Genomic DNA, 15,757 nt, shown 5'->3' with positions numbered 1-15,757 from the left:
CGATCCAGGGAAGCGTGGATAGCCGTTTGGTGCGGTCACCGTCCAACACGGTTCGGCGCGCCCCGCCCGCGCTCCCTCATCCCCTCGGGTGATGCGCCGCGTGCAAGGCCTTGAGGCGCTCCCGCGCCACATGTGTGTAGATCTGCGTGGTCGACAGGTCCGCATGGCCCAGCAACAGCTGGACCGCCCGCAGATCCGCGCCATGGTTGAGCAGGTGGGTGGCAAATGCATGCCGCAGCGTGTGTGGCGAGATCGGGCTCGTGATCCCCGCGATGAGCGCGTACTTCTTGACGATGCGCCAGAAGCTCTCCCGCGTCATGGCCTGGCCGAAGCGGCTGAGGAAGAGGTCGTCGGTGCCGCGCATGCCGAGCAGTTGCGGCCGCCCTTCCCGCAGATAGCGCATCAGCCAGGTGTGCGCCTCCTCGCCGAACGGCACCATCCGTTCCTTGTCGCCCTTGCCGGTCACGCGCAGCACGGCCTCGCGCAGCCCCACGTGCACGCTCTTGAGCGTCACCAGCTCGGTCACGCGCAGCCCGCTGGCGTACATCAGCTCCAGCATCGCCCGGTCGCGCAGGCCCTGCGCGGTGCCCACGTCGGGCGCGTCGAGCAGCGCCTCGACCTGCTGCTGCGACAGCGTCTTGGGCACGCGCATCGGCTGCTTGGCGGTGATCAGCTTGAGCGTGGGGTCGCGCTCGATGCGGCGCTCCCGCAGCGCCCAGCGGAAATAGCGCTTGAAGACGGACAGCCGCCGGTTCGCCGAACTGGCCTTGCCGCCGTCATGCCGCGCCGCGGCGTAGCCCATCAGGTCGAGTTCCTCGACCTGGTCGAGCGTCCGGTCCCGTTGCGTGGCCAGCCAGTCGGCGAGCAGCTGCAGGTCGCGCCGGTAGGCCAACTGCGTGTTGCGCGACAGGCCTTCCTCGATCCAGAGCGATTCGATGAACGCATCGACGGCCCGGCCGCTGCGCTCGCGCGCGGCGGAAGGAGCGAGAGGTTCGGTGCTGGAAGACGACGGGGAGGGGGACGACGGGGAGGGGGACGACGGGGAGGGGGACGACGGGGAGGGGGACGACGACATGCCGCGCATGATGCGCGAAAAAAAGGGCCCGCGCCACCACGCGCGGGCCCTACGGAGCAACCGCCACAGGCAGCGGTTGGTTGGGGACCGGGAAAGAGGGAGACGCCGCGCGTCAGCCGATGCGCACCGGCACGAAGATCTTGTCGCCGCCGCGCTGCACCAGCAGGGCGACCGACTTCTCCGCGCCCTTGACCGCGCTGCGGACCTGATCGAGCGATTGCACCGGCGTGCCGTTGACCGCCAGCAGCACGTCGCCGGGACGCACGCCGGCACGCGCCGCGGCGCTGCCCTCGCCCACTTCCTGGATCAGCAGGCCGTCGCGGGTGCCGAGCTGGCGGCGCTCCTCGGGCTGCAGCGGGCGCAGGGCCAGGCCCAGCTTGGCGTGATCGGCGTCCGCATCGCCGCCGCCGACCTTGGCCAGCTTGGCGCCCTTCTCGTTCGCATCGCCGAGGGTGGCGGTGATCGTTTCGCGCTTGCCGCCGCGCCAGACCTCGATGTCGACCTTGTCGCCGGGCAGCGACTGGTCCACCAGCGCCGGGAGATCTCCGCTGGACACGATGCGCTGCCCCTTGAAACCGAGGATCACGTCGCCCGAGCGCAGGCCGGCCTTGGCGGCCGGGCCGTCATCCTCGACGTTGGCGACCAGCGCGCCCTCCGGGCGGTCCAGCTTGAAGGAGTCGGCGAAGCCCTGGTTGACCTCCTGCACCATCACGCCGAGCTTGGCGTGCTGCACCTTGCCGCCCTTCTCGATCTGCTGGCGGACCTTGTTGGCGACCTCCACCGGAATGGCGAACGACAGGCCCTGGTAGCCGCCCGACGCGCTGTAGATCTGCGAGTTGATGCCGACCACCTCGCCCCGCGCGTTGAACAGCGGGCCGCCGGAGTTGCCGGGGTTGATCGCGACGTCCGTCTGCAGGAACGGCACGCGGCTCTCGTCCGGGCCCAGCGAGCGGCCCTTGGCGCTGATCACGCCGGCGCTGACGCTGTTCTCGAAACCGAACGGCGAGCCGATCGCCAGCACCCATTCGCCCACGCGCAGGTCCTTGGTCGCGCCCAGGCGGACGGTGGGCAGGTTCTTGGCTTCGATCTTCAGGACGGCGACGTCGGTCGACTTGTCGCTGCCCAGGACCTTGGCGCGGTACTCGCGACGGTCGGTCAGCTTGACGACCACTTCCTGCGCGTCCTGCACGACGTGGGCATTGGTCAGGATCACGCCGTCGGCGCTGACGATGAAGCCGGAGCCCTGGCCGCGGATCTCGCGACTGCCGCCGCCTTCACCGCCGCCGTTGGGGCCGCCGGGCATGCCGGGCACGCCGAAGCGGCGGAAGAATTCGTAGAAGGGATCGTCGGGATCGATCTGCGGCGCACGCGCGGCCCGCGTCTTGACCGTGCCCGACACGCTGATGTTGACGACCGCCGGGCCCTGCGCCGCGGCGATCTGCGCGAAGTCGGGCATGCCCGCGGGCGGCGACGTGAAGTTCCCGGCCGGCGCGGCGGCATTCGCCAGCGGCGTCGTGGCCGCGGCCACCTGGGTGTCGCCGTTCGACGTCGAGACACCGTCGGTCGACGCCGGCGCCGAGGTCTGCGCGACCGGCATCAGCTTCGCATTGCGCATCGCGAGCGCACCGCCCGCGGCCCCCAGCACGCCAGCCGCGGCCAGCGCCCACACGAGTTTCTTCACCGGAATCATCTTCTCCACTTGAGCCATCTGAACCTCCAGATTCACTGGGAGTCGGCGACCAGTGCGGGACGCCTTGGCGCCGACTCGATGGCTTGAAGTTTGAGCAGCTTGGCTTAGGTCGCTCTTAATCCGCGGCAGGCGCCCTTCCGGTGCCGTTTTCAGCGGCCCGTCGACGATGCCGTGTCGCGCATGGCGCCGAGCACCTGCAGCGTGACCAGCAGCCGCTCGTTGCCCCGCCAGCACGCGTTCTGCTGGGTGATCCCGGCGCACAGCTGCTCATGGCGTTTCAGCGTGTCCTGGAACGAGCCGTCGCCGCCGCTCACGCGTCGGGCCCATCGGCGTCGACCCGCGTCGTCCAGGCCGTCGAAGGCGGCCTGCATCCAGTCCCCGCAGAGCCTGGCGCCGACCTCGCGTCGCCGAGCGGGTGCCCAGTGCTTGGGCAGCTCATCGAGCACGGGCGCGACCAGCGACATCGCCAGCGGCTCCACGGCCCTGTGCTTCGGCCCGAAGACCCGCCGCAACCAGCCTTTCACCCCGGTGGGCGCCGTCATGCGCGCGGTGAGGCTGCGGATGGCGGTCTGGCGCCAGGGCGTCAGCAACCGGGCCGTCCACGCCGTGTCCTCAGCTTCCTGCGCTTTCTGCGCTTCCTGCCGCGACGTGCAAGCGCGCGGAACCGCCGCCAGAGTCGTCGGCCCCACGGCCACCGGCGTGTCGTGCGGCGGCGAGGCCCGGGGGGTGCTCAACTGGGACTTGCGCAGGCTCGCGCCCCTCGGACGAGGCCGCGCGGGTGCGTTGGCGTCATGGCCGCGCGGGCGCTCGCCGCCGGGCGCGATCCGACCATGCGGGTCAGGCGTTTGGGACGTTCGGGACGTTCGGGACGTTTGGGGCGTTTCGGCTGCGGGCCAGGACTCAGGCGACTTCAACGCGGAGAGGAAACGCGTCGAGGCGAATCCAGCGGACGGAATGAGCATGAGAGACCTTTCGCGAAGCGTTGAGGTCCTTCATGGGTGGGAGCGGGAAGACACCCGGTTCCCTCGCGACATCGCGTCCGGCGCTGGCGCGCGATCGGGCACGCGTGGTGGCCATACGGATGCGGATGCGGATGCCCATGCCGCTGCCGGTCAGGCGGGCGGCGGCGATGAAGGCGGCAGCAGCCCGGGCGGCGGCCCCGGCGGCAATCCGGACGGAGGCGGGGACGCGGCCAGCGGCGCGCGGGAGAGCGGCATCGCCAGCTCGACGCGCAGTCCGCCCAGCGCGGTGCTGTGCCCCAGCCGCAGCGTGGCGCCGTGGTCGTCGGCGATGCTGCGCACCAGCGCCAGTCCGAGCCCGCTGCCCGGCGCCTGCTGCGCCTGCGATTCGGACCGGTAGAAGCGGTCGAACACGCGCCCGCGCTCCGCGTCGGGAATGCCGGGGCCGTCGTCCTCGACCACCAGCAAGGCCTGGCCGCCGCTGCGCTCCAGGCTCAGGTCCACGCGGCCGCGGCCGTACTTGATGCCGTTGTCCAGCAGGTTGCGCAGCAGCATCGTCAGTGCCTCGCGATGGCCGTCGACCAGCACCGCGTCGCAGCGCTCCATGCCGAGGTCGATGCCGCGCGCCTGCGCCAGCGTCGCGCCGTCGATGACGGCATCGCGGCACAGCACGTCCAGCGCGATCGGCTGCGCCGGCGCCTGTGCCTTGGCGCTGTCCTGGCGGGCCAGTGCCAGCAGTTGCTCGATGAGGTGGGACGCCCGGTCGATGCCCAGGCCGAGTTTCTCCAGCGCCTGGACGCGCGCGCCCTCGTCCGGCGCGCGGCGCAGCGACTGCAGCTGGAGCTTCAGCGCGGCCAGCGGCGAACGCAGCTCGTGCGCGGCATCGGCGACGAAGTGCTGCTGCTGCTCGAAGGCCTGGCGCACCCGGTCCAGCAGCGCGTTGAGCTCGGTGACCAGCGGCTGGACCTCGGCCGGCAGGTCCTCCTCGTCGACCGGGGCCAGGTCTTGCGCGGCGCGGCGCGACAGTTGCTGGCGCACCCGCTCCAGCGGCGCCAGCGAGTGCGACACCACCCACCACACGACCAGCGCCAGCATCGGCAGCATCAGCGCGGTGGGCAGCACGGTGCGCCAGGCCAGCTGTCCGGCCATGCGCTGGCGCACGGCGATGTCCTGCGCCACCTGCACGACCTGGAAGCGCCCCTGCACCGCGAAGACGCGATAACGCTTGCCGCGCAGCGCGACGTTGGAGAAGCCCAGCACCGCGCGCTGCGGCAGCCAGTCCGGTCCGGCCGAGCGGTACAGCGGCGTGCCGTCCAGGCCCCAGACCTGCACGATCAGGTCGATGCTCTGCTCCTCGCCGAGCGGCAGCGGCAGCCCCGTGCCCATGCCCGCGCGCAGCGACAGCGCCACCTGCTGCATCTGGTAGTCGAAGATCTCGTCGGTCTCCATCAGCGCGTTGCGGTAGGCGCTCATGCCCTGCGCGAGCGCGCCGGTCAGCACCGCGCCCAGCAGGAACAGCAGCAGGCGGTAGCGCAGCGATCGCGGCAGCAGCGCCAGCCGGCCGCGGCGGCCCGCGCCGGAGCCGGCGTCCGCCTTCACGCCGCCATTCGCGTCCGCCTTCATGTCCGCATTCACGTCCGCCTTCACGTCCGCCTTCATTCCTTGGGCACGCGATAGCCCACGCCGCGCACGTTCTGGATCAGTTCCGCGCCGAGCTTCTTGCGCAGGCCGTGGATGTAGACCTCGACGGCGTTGCTGCTGATCTCGTCCTTCCAGCCGTAGAGCTTCTCCTCGAGCTGCTGGCGCGAGAGCACCATGCCCGGACGGGCGAGCAGCGGCTCCAGCACCGCCCACTCGCGCTGCGACAGCGTGACCGGATGGCCGTTGGCGGTGACCTCGCGCGTGGCGGGATTGATGCTGACGCCCATGTGCTCGTAGACCGGCTCCGCGCGGCCGGCGGCACGGCGCAGCAGCGCGCGGATGCGGGCCAGGAGCTCGTCGAGCTCGAAGGGCTTGAGCACGTAGTCGTCCGCGCCGGCGTCCAGCCCGGCCACGCGCTGGGCGGTCGCGTCGCGCGCGGTGGCGATCAGCACCGGCACCGCCTGCTTGCGGCCGCGCAGCGCCTGCAGCACGCTCATGCCGTCGCGCCTGGGCAGGCCCAGGTCCAGGATCACCAGGTCGTAGGTCTGGGATTGCAGCGCGGTGTCGGCGATCTCGCCGTCACGCACCCAGTCCACGGCGTAACCCTCGGCACGCAGCAGCTCGAGCAGCTGCTCGCCGATCATCAGGTCGTCTTCCACCAGCAGGAGTCGCATGGGCACGATTGTGCACGCGCGCCGAGGCGACCGCGGCCGCGAGCGGCCGGTCAGGCGTCCGCGGGGCGCCGTCGCACGGGGCCGGCCTCGAGGACCGCGGGCGCACGCCAGTCGCGCGACGGCGCGATCGGGAGCGGTGGGGGCGGCGGCAGCGGCAGATCCTTCGCCGGCGAGGGCGTTCTCCGGCGCCGGGCGGCAAAGCCTGCCCCCGCCTCCTTGGGCGATGTCCCCGCACGCAGCTGCTCGATCACGCAGCGGATCTGGACGAGGTCCCGCTGGCGCTCATGGATCACGGCCAGGCCGTCATGGTCCTCGGCGTCCTCGCGCGGCGAGCGGCATCGCCTGGCCAGCGCGATGGCGTCCCGCAGGCCGCTCGCGAACCGGACCGCCTTGCCGGTCGGCAGCGCATGCACGGAGAGGGACTTCCTGCTGCGCAGTTCACCGTCCACCTCGATCGTCAGTTCGATCCCACGCGGCAACTGGCCCGGCGGCGCCGGCAGCGGCCCTGTCCGGATCCGCAACCGGCCATGGCCCGTGAGCTCCCGGTCCACCGAGCACGGCCCGCCGAGCAGGCGCTCGACCAGCGAGCGGTGCCCCGGCGCCACCCTCGGATCGGGTTCCTGGCGGACCGGCACCGCCACGCCGCCGATCCCCTGGTTCAGCACCGCGTCGGCCAGACGCACGAGCAGATCGCCGTCCTGCCCCGCGCCGGGTCCGGCGGCGATGGCCCAGGGATCGCCGGGGCGGCGCAACACGCCGGATCGGGATCCGGGCTCCAGCCCGGCCACCGGCCTCAGTCCGGCCCGCCAGGCCGCCACGCCCAGGGACAGCAGTCGCCGGCGCTCGGACGCCTCCTTGCTGCCCGGCGCCGGTCCCTCCCGCCTCGCGGCGCTCCAGGCAGACTTCAGGTCGTGGCTGTCGGCCTTGGCATCGAGGCCCAGGCAACGCGTGAACAACGAAAAGATCGATGAGATGACCGGCATGTCGAGGGTTTCCATTCCTGCCCGTCCATCGGGCCGTTCCCCCTGTGTGCAGATGACGGCGCGGAGCACCTGCAAACCAGACGGTCGCGAGGCGGACCGATTCCATGACTACAATGCGCGCCTGTCAGGAGAGAGCTCCCTCGCGGGAGCCGCCGAAGGCGCAGTGGCACAGGTGATCCCACGCTGCGAACGCTCAGGCAAAAGGACTGACGAAACGCTCGAGACATCGGGCGTCCTCACTGGAGAGAGGCGGGGCGGACCCTTTGGGTCGAGCCCGTCCACCGAAGGGGCAAGCCGCCGGTCAACCGCCGACGGCCAATCTCTCAGGTAAAGCGGACAGCGAGGGCATCTCCCCCACCTTGACGTGACCGGTTCACAGTCGGGGTGGTCATGACGAATGCCCTCGGAGCGAGACATGTCCGCTGATCAGTCCTTGAACGCCCCCCTGCACAAGACCCCGCTGCACGCGCTGCACGTCGAACTCGGCGCCAAGATGGTGCCCTTCGCCGGCTACGACATGCCGGTCCAGTACCCCGCCGGCGTGATGGCCGAACACAAGCATGCGCGAGCCCAGGCCGGCCTGTTCGACGTGTCGCACATGGGCCAGGTGCTGCTGGTCGGCGACGACGCCGCCGCGGCGCTGGAAACGCTGGTGCCGGTCGACATCGTCGACCTCGGGATGTTCAAGCAGCGCTACGCGCTCTTCACCGCCGACGACGGCGGCATCCTCGACGACCTGATGGTCGCGCGCCGCACGGACGGCCTGTTCGTCGTGGTCAACGCCGGCTGCCGCGACCAGGACATCGCGCACATGCGCAAGCACCTGTCGGGCCGCTGCGAGGTGCGCCCGCTGCCGGACCAGGCGCTGCTGGCGCTGCAGGGCCCGCAGGCCGTCACCGCGCTGTCGCGCCTGAACGCCGAGGTGGCCAAGCTCGTCTTCATGACCGGCGGCTTCTTCGAGCTGGACGGCATCCCGACCTTCGTGACCCGCTCGGGCTACACCGGTGAGGACGGCTACGAGATCTCGGTCCCCGCCGACCGTTCGGTGGAACTGGCCCGCAAGCTGCTGGCCCAGCCGGAAGTGATGCCCATCGGCCTGGGCGCGCGCGACTCGCTGCGCCTGGAAGCCGGCCTGTGCCTGTACGGCCACGACATCGACACGACGACGACCCCCATCGAAGCCTCGCTGACCTGGGCGATCCAGAAGGTGCGTCGCGCCGGCGGCGCCCGCGCGGGCGGCTATCCGGGCGCCGCGGTCATCGACAGGCAGTTCGCCGAAGGCCCCGCGCGCAAGCGCGTGGGTCTGGTCAGTTCGGAGCGCATGCCCGTGCGCGAAGGCGCGAAGCTCGTCAACGCGGACGGTCTGGAGATCGGCGTCGTCACCAGCGGCACGCTGGGCCCGACAGTGGGCAAGCCGGTGGCGCTGGCCTATGTGCAGACGCCCTACGCCGCGCTGGGCACCGAGCTGTTCGCCGAGGTCCGCGGCAAGCGCACCCCGATGACGGTCTCTTCCACGCCGTTCACGCCCAACGGATACTTCCGCGGCTGATCCGCAATCCCGGGTCACACGTCCTTCGATTCCCTCGAGCTCACCCTCGAGATTCCCCTTTCAACTTTCCGACGCACGGAGCCTCTCCATGAGCATCAAGTACACGCCCGACCATGAGTGGGTCGATACCACCGACGGCATCGCCACCGTGGGCATCACGGTCCACGCGCAGGACGCGCTGGGCGACGTCGTGTTCGTGGACCTGCCGGACGTCGGCAAGTCCTTCGCCGCCAAGGAAGTGGCCGGCGTGGTCGAGTCGGTCAAGGCCGCCGCCGACGTCTACGCGCCGGTGTCCGGCGAGATCGTCGAAGTCAACGAGGCGCTGCGCGCCGACCCGTCGCTGGCCAACACCGATCCGCTGAAGACGGGCTGGTTCTTCAAGGTCAAGCTGTCGGATCCGTCGGAGCTGGATGCCCTGATGGACACGACGGCTTACGACGAGCTGGTCAAGAACAGCTAATCGCTTGAGCGATGCACGCAGGGCCCCTCGGGCCCTGCGGCAATGAATTCTTCTCTCCAGGATCGCCCCGCCATGTCCGCCCTGCCCTCGTTCGCCGAACTTGAAAACGCTGCCGAGTTCCACGCCCGTCACATCGGTCCCGACGCCCATGACGAGACGCTGATGCTCTCGGCCATCGGCGCCGCGTCGCGCGCCGCGCTGATCGACGCCATCGTCCCGGCCGCCATCAAGCGCGCCGCGAAGATGGACCTGCCGGACGCCGTGACCGAGTCGCAGGCGCTGGCCGAGCTCAAGGCCATCGCGGGCAAGAACCAGATCCTGAAGAGCTTCATCGGCCAGGGCTACCACGGCACGATCACGCCGGGCGTGATCCTGCGCAACATCCTCGAGAACCCCGCCTGGTACACCGCCTACACGCCCTACCAGGCCGAGATCTCGCAAGGCCGCATGGAAGCGCTGGTCAACTTCCAGACCATGGTCTGCGACCTGACCGGCCTGGCCATCGCCAACGCGTCGATGCTGGACGAGGCCACCGCCGCCGCCGAAGGCATGACGCTGGCCGCGCGCATGGGCAAGAGCAAGAGCCAGATCTTCTTCGTCGCCGACGACGTGCTGCCGCAGACGCTGGAAGTCGTGCGCACGCGCGCCGAGCCGCTGGGCATCACCGTCCAGGTCGGCAAGGCCGAGGACGCCGGCAAGACCGAATGCTTCGGCGCGCTGGTGCAATACCCCGGCGTGACCGGCGTGGTGCGCCCGCTGCAGGCGATCGCCGACGCGGTGCATGCACAAGGCGGCCTGCTGGTCGTCGCGGCCGACCTGCTGGCGCTGACGCTCATCGCATCGCCCGGCGAGCAAGGCGCCGATATCGCCGTGGGCACCACGCAGCGCTTCGGCATGCCGATGGGCGCCGGCGGCCCGCACGCCGCCTACATGGCCTGCCGCGACGAGTTCAAGCGCTCGCTGCCGGGCCGCCTGGTCGGTGTGTCCGTCGACTCGCACGGCAAGCCCGCCTACCGGCTGTCGCTGCAGACGCGCGAACAGCACATCCGCCGCGAGAAGGCCACCTCCAACATCTGTACCGCGCAGGTGCTGCCGGCCGTCGTGGCCAGCATGTATGTCGTCTATCACGGCCCGCAAGGCCTGAAGCGCATCGCGCAGCGCGTCGCCGCCTACGCCGCCGTGCTGGCGCAGGGCCTGAAGGCGCTGGGCCTGACGCTGGTGCACGAGACCTCGTTCGACACGCTGCACGTGAAGACCGGCGCCCACACCGGCCCGGTGCTGGCCGCCGCCGTCGCCGCCGGCATGAACCTGCGCCAGGCCGGCGAGGACAGCATCAGCCTGACGCTCGACGAGACGACGACGCGCGCCGACATCCAGGCGCTGCTGACGGTCTTCGCCGAAGGCAAGCCGGTCGCGGATGCGTTCGGCGGCGCCTCGGCCTCGACGCTGATCCCCGCGGCGCTGTCGCGCACCAGCGCCTATCTGACGCATCCGATCTTCAACATCCACCACTCCGAAACGGAGATGCTGCGCTACATCCGCCTGCTCTCCGACAAGGACCTGGCGCTGGACCGCAGCATGATCCCGCTGGGCTCGTGCACGATGAAGCTGAACGCGACCAGCGAGATGATCCCCATCACCTGGCCCGAGTTCGCGCAGGTGCACCCGTTCGCGCCGCAGAGCCAGCTGCAGGGCTACGCGCAGCTCGACCAGCAGCTCACCGCCTGGCTGTGCCAGGCCACCGGCTACGCGGGCGTCTCGCTGCAGCCCAACGCCGGCTCGCAGGGCGAGTACGCCGGTCTGCTGATCATCAAGGCCTGGCACGAGTCGCGCGGCGACGCGCACCGCAAGATCTGCCTGATCCCGGAATCGGCCCACGGCACCAACCCGGCCTCCGCGCAGATGGTGGGCATGCAGGTCGTCGTCACCAAGTGCGACAAGGAAGGCAACATCGACCTGGCCGACCTGAAGGCCAAGTGCGAGCAGCACAGCGCCAACCTGGCCGCGATCATGATCACCTACCCCTCGACGTACGGCGTGTTCGACACGCACGTCAAGGAGATCTGCGCGCTGGTGCATGAACACGGCGGTCGCGTGTACGTCGACGGCGCCAACATGAACGCGCTGGTCGGCATCGCCGCGCCCGGCCAGTTCGGCGGCGACGTGTCCCACCTGAACCTGCACAAGACCTTCTGCATCCCGCACGGCGGCGGCGGCCCGGGCGTCGGCCCGGTCTGCGTGGTGGAGGACCTCGTGCCCTTCCTGCCGGCGCACCGCTCGGCCGGCCTGGGCGAGAAGACCGCCATCGGCGCCGTCAGTGCCGCGCCGCTGGGCAACGCGGCGGTGCTGCCGATCTCGTGGATGTACATCCGCATGATGGGCGAGGTCGGCCTCAAGGCCGCGACCGAGACCGCGATCCTGTCGGCCAACTACGTGGCCGCGCGCCTGTCGGACCACTTCGACATCCACTTCAGCGGCAACATCGACGGCGTCAAGGGCGGCGGCGTGGCCCACGAGTGCATCCTGGACCTGCGCCCGCTCAAGGACAGCAGCGGCATCTCGGCCGAGGACGTCGCCAAGCGCCTGATCGACTACGGCTTCCACGCGCCGACGCTGTCGTTCCCGGTCGCGGGCACGCTGATGGTCGAGCCGACGGAAAGCGAATCCAAGTTCGAGCTGGACCGCTTCATCGCCGCGATGATCCAGATCCGCGAGGAGATCGCGAAGGTCGAATCCGGCGCCTGGTCGAAGACGGACAACCCGCTGGTCAACGCGCCGCACACGGCCGAGAGCCTGCTCAAGACCGAGTGGTCCCACGGCTACAGCCGCGACGACGCCGCCTACCCGGTGCCGGCGCTGCGCCACGTGAAGTACTGGTCGCCGGTCGGCCGCGTGGACAACGTGTACGGCGATCGGAATCTGGTCTGCTCCTGCCCCCCGCTCTCGGCCTACGCCGACGAGTGATCAGGGTGATCGACGAAGGCCGCTGACGCGGCCTTCTTTTTGGCCTAGTTTCCATCCAGGCCGTCCGGCCCCGCGCGTCACGAGCGACGCGGGCGGGCGTTCCACATCCGCAAGAGCCACCCACGAGGTCCGCCATGGCAGTTTCCGTCTTCGACCTGTTCAAGATCGGCATCGGGCCGTCGAGCTCGCACACCGTCGGTCCGATGCGCGCGGCACGCATGTTCGTGCAGCGCCTGCGGCATGAGGGCGTGCTCGATCGCACCGTGCGCGTCGCCACGGCGCTGTACGGCTCGCTCGGCGCGACCGGCAAAGGCCACGGATCGGACAAGGCGGTGCTGCTCGGCCTGGCCGGGCACGAGCCCGACACCGTCGACATCGAGGCCATCCCCGGCGTCCTCGAGGGCATCCGCAACGACAAGCGCCTCGCGCTGGGCGGCGAGCACGTCGTCGCCTTCGACGAGACGCGCGACCTCGTCATGTACCGCCGCCAGAGCCTGCCGCTGCACGCCAACGGCATGCGGCTGATCGCCTACGACGCCGACGGCAACGAGATCCAGAACCGCGTGTACTACTCGGTGGGCGGCGGCTTCGTTGTCAGCGAGGAGGTGCTCGCGGACGGCAGCAAGCAGAAGCAGATCGCGCCGGACACCACCGTCCTGCCCTACCCCTTCAGGTCGGGCGCCGAGCTGCTCGAACTGACGGAGAAGGAAGGTTGCTCGATCGCCGAGATCATGCGCCGCAACGAGCGCCACTGGCGCACCGACGAGGAGACCCGCGCCGGCCTGCTGAAGATCTGGCAGGTGATGCAGGACTGCGTCCAGCGCGGCTGCCGCACCGAGGGCATCCTGCCCGGCGGCTTCAAGGTGAAGCGCCGCTCGGCCGCGCTCTACCGCGACCTGATCGCCCATCCGGAGGCCGCGTTGCGCGATCCGTTGCAGGTGATGGACTGGGTCAACCTCTACGCGCTGGCGGTCAACGAGGAGAACGCCGCCGGCGGCCGCGTCGTGACGGCGCCCACCAACGGCGCGGCCGGTATCGTGCCGGCGGTGCTGCACTACTACGCGCGCTTCGTCCATTCGGCCAACGAGGACGGCATCGTCGACTTCCTGCTGACGGCCGCGGCGATCGGCATCCTCTACAAGGAGAACGCGTCGATCTCGGGCGCGGAGGTCGGCTGCCAGGGCGAAGTGGGCGTGGCCTGCTCGATGGCCGCCGCGGCGCTGTGCGCGGTGATGGGCGGCACGCCGGCGCAGACCGAGAACGCGGCCGAGATCGGCATGGAGCACCACCTGGGACTGACCTGCGATCCGGTCGGCGGCCTGGTGCAGATCCCCTGCATCGAGCGCAACGCGATCGCGTCGGTCAAGGCCATCAACGCGGCGCGCATGGCGCTGCGCGGCGACGGCACCCACCACGTCAGCCTGGACAAGGTCATCAAGACGATGCGCGAGACCGGCGCCGACATGATGACCAAGTACAAGGAGACCGCCCGGGGCGGTCTCGCGGTGAACATTGTCGAGTGCTGACACGCCGCCGACGTGTCAGAGGGGGAGGCCGATTCGCGTGCCCCGGCGGTACGGCTTGCCGGAATCAATCGCGAGTCAGGCGGCGAAAACTGTCAGCACTCGAGCAAACGGTGGGTCCGGATCTCCCTGCCAGGCGTCCGTCCCATGACGACGACGCAGGCTTCCTGACGGGAAGACCGGACCGGGATCGGATCAGCCTGGGTCGCTGATCGTCACGGTGCGGTGTCGCTGTCGGTTTTGGTGCCGCTGCCCGGCACGACGCCGGCCGGCGACGGGATCGCGGAACCGAAGCTCAGGTGGGCATCGGACACCATGCGGGCGCTCGTGACCGTCACCGGGAAGGTGTCGGTCACCGGCGTCGCGCCGCGTGCTTCCTGGACCGCGCTGAACATCAGGCCGGCGCCGATGGCCAGGCTGCTCAGCAGGATCGCGGTCTTGAAACTGCTGTTGCGTTCGGTGCGGATCGCTCGCAGGTACTTGGTGGTGCTCATGTGATGCCCCCCGGTTGATGGAACGAATGTTCCGCCTCAGTGCGTTCAGGCGGCAGACGTGCATGCCGCATCGCGCGGTGCAACGAAGCCGGCAGGCCGCGTAGGCGATCGACCGACAGCTGACAGCCGGTGACAGCACCGACCGCCGGGCAGGCGAACGGCACTGGCGGCGCCCCCTCGCCCGCTGCTACAAACGCGTCCGTGTCGATGTCACGGCGGCCCGCCCGTCGTGGGGACAGACACCCTCGGTTCAACACCTCCTCCTGCCCATGACCTCTCACCTTGATCCGAAGCGGCGCCGCTGGCTGGCGCTCGGCGTGCTGTGCCTGGGCGTGCTGATGATCGTGCTGGACACGACCATCGTGAACGTGGCGCTGCCCTCGATCCGCGCCGACCTCGGCTTCACCGAGACCTCGCTGGTCTGGGTCGTCAACGCCTACATGCTGACCTTCGGCGGCTTCATGCTGCTGGGCGGCCGGCTGGGCGACCTCCACGGCCACCGGCGCATGTTCCTGGCGGGACTGGCGCTGTTCACGGCCGCGTCGGCCGCCTGCGGGCTGGCGCACACGCAGGCGCTGCTCATCGCGGCGCGCGCCGTGCAGGGGCTGGGCGGGGCGGTGGTATCGGCGATCTCGCTGTCGCTGATCATGAACATGTTCACCGAGCCCGGCGAACGCGCCAAGGCCATGGGCGTCTACGGCTTCGTCTGCGCGGGCGGCGGCAGCATCGGCGTGCTGCTGGGCGGGCTGCTGACCAGCACGCTGAGCTGGCACTGGATCTTCCTGGTGAACCTGCCGATCGGCGTGGTCGTGATCGGGCTGTGCCTGTGGCTCATCGAGCGCGGTGGACCGACCGCGCCGGACGAGACGCTGGACTGGGCCGGCGCGGTAACCGTCACGCTGTCGCTGATGCTGGCGGTCTACGCGGTGGTCAACGGCAACGAGGCCGGCTGGACCTCGGCGCGCACGCTGGGGCTGATGGGCACGGCCGTGGCGCTGCTGGCCGCCTTCCTCGTGCTGGAGACGAAGGTGGCGCACCCGCTGATGCCGCTGTCGCTGTTCCGGCTGCGCTCCGTGGCCGTGTCCAACGTGATCGGCGTGCTGTGGGCCGCGGCGATGTTCGCGTGGTTCTTCCTGTCGGCGCTGTACATGCAGCTGGTGCTGGGCTACGACGCGATGCACGTCGGCCTGGGCTTCCTGCCGGCCAACCTGATCATGGCGGTGTTCTCGGTGGGCCTGTCGGCGAAGCTGGTCATGAAACTGGGGCTGCGCAAGCCGCTGTGCGGCGGGCTGCTGCTGGCGGCGCTGGGGCTGGCGCTGTTCGCGCGCGCGCCGGCGGACGGCGGCTTCTGGCTGGACGTGCTGCCTGGGATGCTGCTGCTGGGGCTGGGCGCCGGCGTCGCGTTCAATCCGGTGCTGCTGGCGGCGATGAGCGAGGTCGCGCCGAGCGAGTCCGGGCTGGCCTCGGGCGTGGTGAACACGTCCTTCATGATGGGCGGATCGCTCGGACTGGCGGTGCTGGCCAGCCTGGCCGCGGCACAGACGGCGGAACTCGGCGCGATGGGCGCCGCGATGCCGGCGGCGCTGGCGGGCGGGTATCGCGTGGCCTTCGCGGTCGGCGCGGTGTTCGCTGCATCCGGCGGATTGCTCGCGCTGCTGCTGCGCGAGCCGGCGCCGCAAGCCGACGCAGCGGCGCCGGTGGCGCACCCGGGGTGAGGGCCTGTCGGCCCAGTCGCGCCCCTCACT

12 protein-coding genes and 2 riboswitches are annotated in these 15,757 nt (G+C 70.5%); of the genes, 5 read left to right on the top strand and 7 right to left on the bottom strand.

Going from position 1 to position 15,757, the window contains the following annotated elements:
* Window positions 1-76: 76 nt before the first annotated feature.
* From xerD to AC1VNM_RS04235, 6 genes are all read right to left on the bottom strand, one after another.
* Window positions 77-1,075: a site-specific tyrosine recombinase XerD gene (xerD, locus tag AC1VNM_RS04260; protein ID WP_483105989.1), complete on the bottom strand. Its 999-nt coding sequence runs from the start codon at window positions 1,073-1,075 to the stop codon at window positions 77-79.
* 112 nt (window positions 1,076-1,187) lie between these two features.
* Entirely contained in the window at window positions 1,188-2,783 is a 1,596-nt protein-coding gene (locus AC1VNM_RS04255; RefSeq protein ID WP_483105988.1) for a DegQ family serine endoprotease, read from the bottom strand.
* Window positions 2,784-2,914: 131 nt separating this feature from the next.
* A complete protein-coding gene (locus AC1VNM_RS04250) occupies window positions 2,915-3,499 on the bottom strand; it encodes a hypothetical protein (protein ID WP_483105987.1) in 585 nt (194 codons plus the stop codon).
* Between the two features lie 378 nt (window positions 3,500-3,877).
* Window positions 3,878-5,371, bottom strand: a complete 1,494-nt coding sequence (locus AC1VNM_RS04245; protein ID WP_483105986.1) for an ATP-binding protein — start codon at window positions 5,369-5,371, stop codon at window positions 3,878-3,880.
* Window positions 5,372-5,379: 8 nt separating this feature from the next.
* Entirely contained in the window at window positions 5,380-6,039 is a 660-nt protein-coding gene (locus tag AC1VNM_RS04240) for a response regulator (RefSeq protein WP_297524135.1), read from the bottom strand.
* A 50-nt stretch (window positions 6,040-6,089) separates the two neighbouring features.
* The gene (locus AC1VNM_RS04235; protein ID WP_483105985.1) at window positions 6,090-7,037 is read right to left on the bottom strand and encodes a hypothetical protein; all 948 of its coding nucleotides are present in this window, start codon (window positions 7,035-7,037) and stop codon (window positions 6,090-6,092) included.
* A 100-nt stretch (window positions 7,038-7,137) separates the two neighbouring features.
* Window positions 7,138-7,241: riboswitch (glycine riboswitch) on the top strand.
* 10 nt (window positions 7,242-7,251) lie between these two features.
* Window positions 7,252-7,372, top strand: a riboswitch (glycine riboswitch).
* Between the two features lie 65 nt (window positions 7,373-7,437).
* Here AC1VNM_RS04235 and gcvT point away from each other — a divergent pair.
* The 4 genes from gcvT (at window position 7,438) to AC1VNM_RS04215 (ending at window position 13,521) form a co-directional block, all read left to right on the top strand.
* Window positions 7,438-8,571, top strand: coding sequence for a glycine cleavage system aminomethyltransferase GcvT (gene gcvT, locus AC1VNM_RS04230; protein ID WP_483105984.1), 1,134 nt, complete (start codon window positions 7,438-7,440; stop codon window positions 8,569-8,571).
* Between the two features lie 88 nt (window positions 8,572-8,659).
* On the top strand, window positions 8,660-9,031 hold the full coding sequence (gene gcvH, locus AC1VNM_RS04225) for a glycine cleavage system protein GcvH (RefSeq protein ID WP_297524138.1): 372 nt from the start codon (window positions 8,660-8,662) through the stop codon (window positions 9,029-9,031).
* A 72-nt stretch (window positions 9,032-9,103) separates the two neighbouring features.
* Window positions 9,104-11,995 (top strand): aminomethyl-transferring glycine dehydrogenase, encoded by a 2,892-nt coding sequence (gcvP, locus tag AC1VNM_RS04220; protein WP_483105983.1) that lies wholly within the window; start codon window positions 9,104-9,106, stop codon window positions 11,993-11,995.
* 134 nt (window positions 11,996-12,129) lie between these two features.
* Window positions 12,130-13,521: an L-serine ammonia-lyase gene (locus tag AC1VNM_RS04215; RefSeq protein ID WP_483105982.1), complete on the top strand. Its 1,392-nt coding sequence runs from the start codon at window positions 12,130-12,132 to the stop codon at window positions 13,519-13,521.
* A gap of 212 nt (window positions 13,522-13,733) precedes the next feature.
* On the opposite strand, the gene AC1VNM_RS04210 is transcribed toward AC1VNM_RS04215, so the two are convergent.
* Complete coding sequence (locus AC1VNM_RS04210) at window positions 13,734-14,012, bottom strand: hypothetical protein (protein ID WP_483105981.1); 279 nt, start codon at window positions 14,010-14,012, stop codon at window positions 13,734-13,736.
* Window positions 14,013-14,281: 269 nt separating this feature from the next.
* Here AC1VNM_RS04210 and AC1VNM_RS04205 point away from each other — a divergent pair, with 269 nt between their 5' ends.
* Window positions 14,282-15,727 carry an MFS transporter gene (locus AC1VNM_RS04205; protein ID WP_483105980.1) on the top strand — a complete coding sequence of 482 codons (1,446 nt, stop codon included), beginning with the start codon at window positions 14,282-14,284 and terminating at the stop codon, window positions 15,725-15,727.
* Window positions 15,728-15,757: the final 30 nt, after the last annotated feature.

This window comes from Mitsuaria sp. MSU3D, from assembly GCF_056867975.1.
This window is presented reverse-complemented; position numbering and strand designations above follow the sequence as displayed.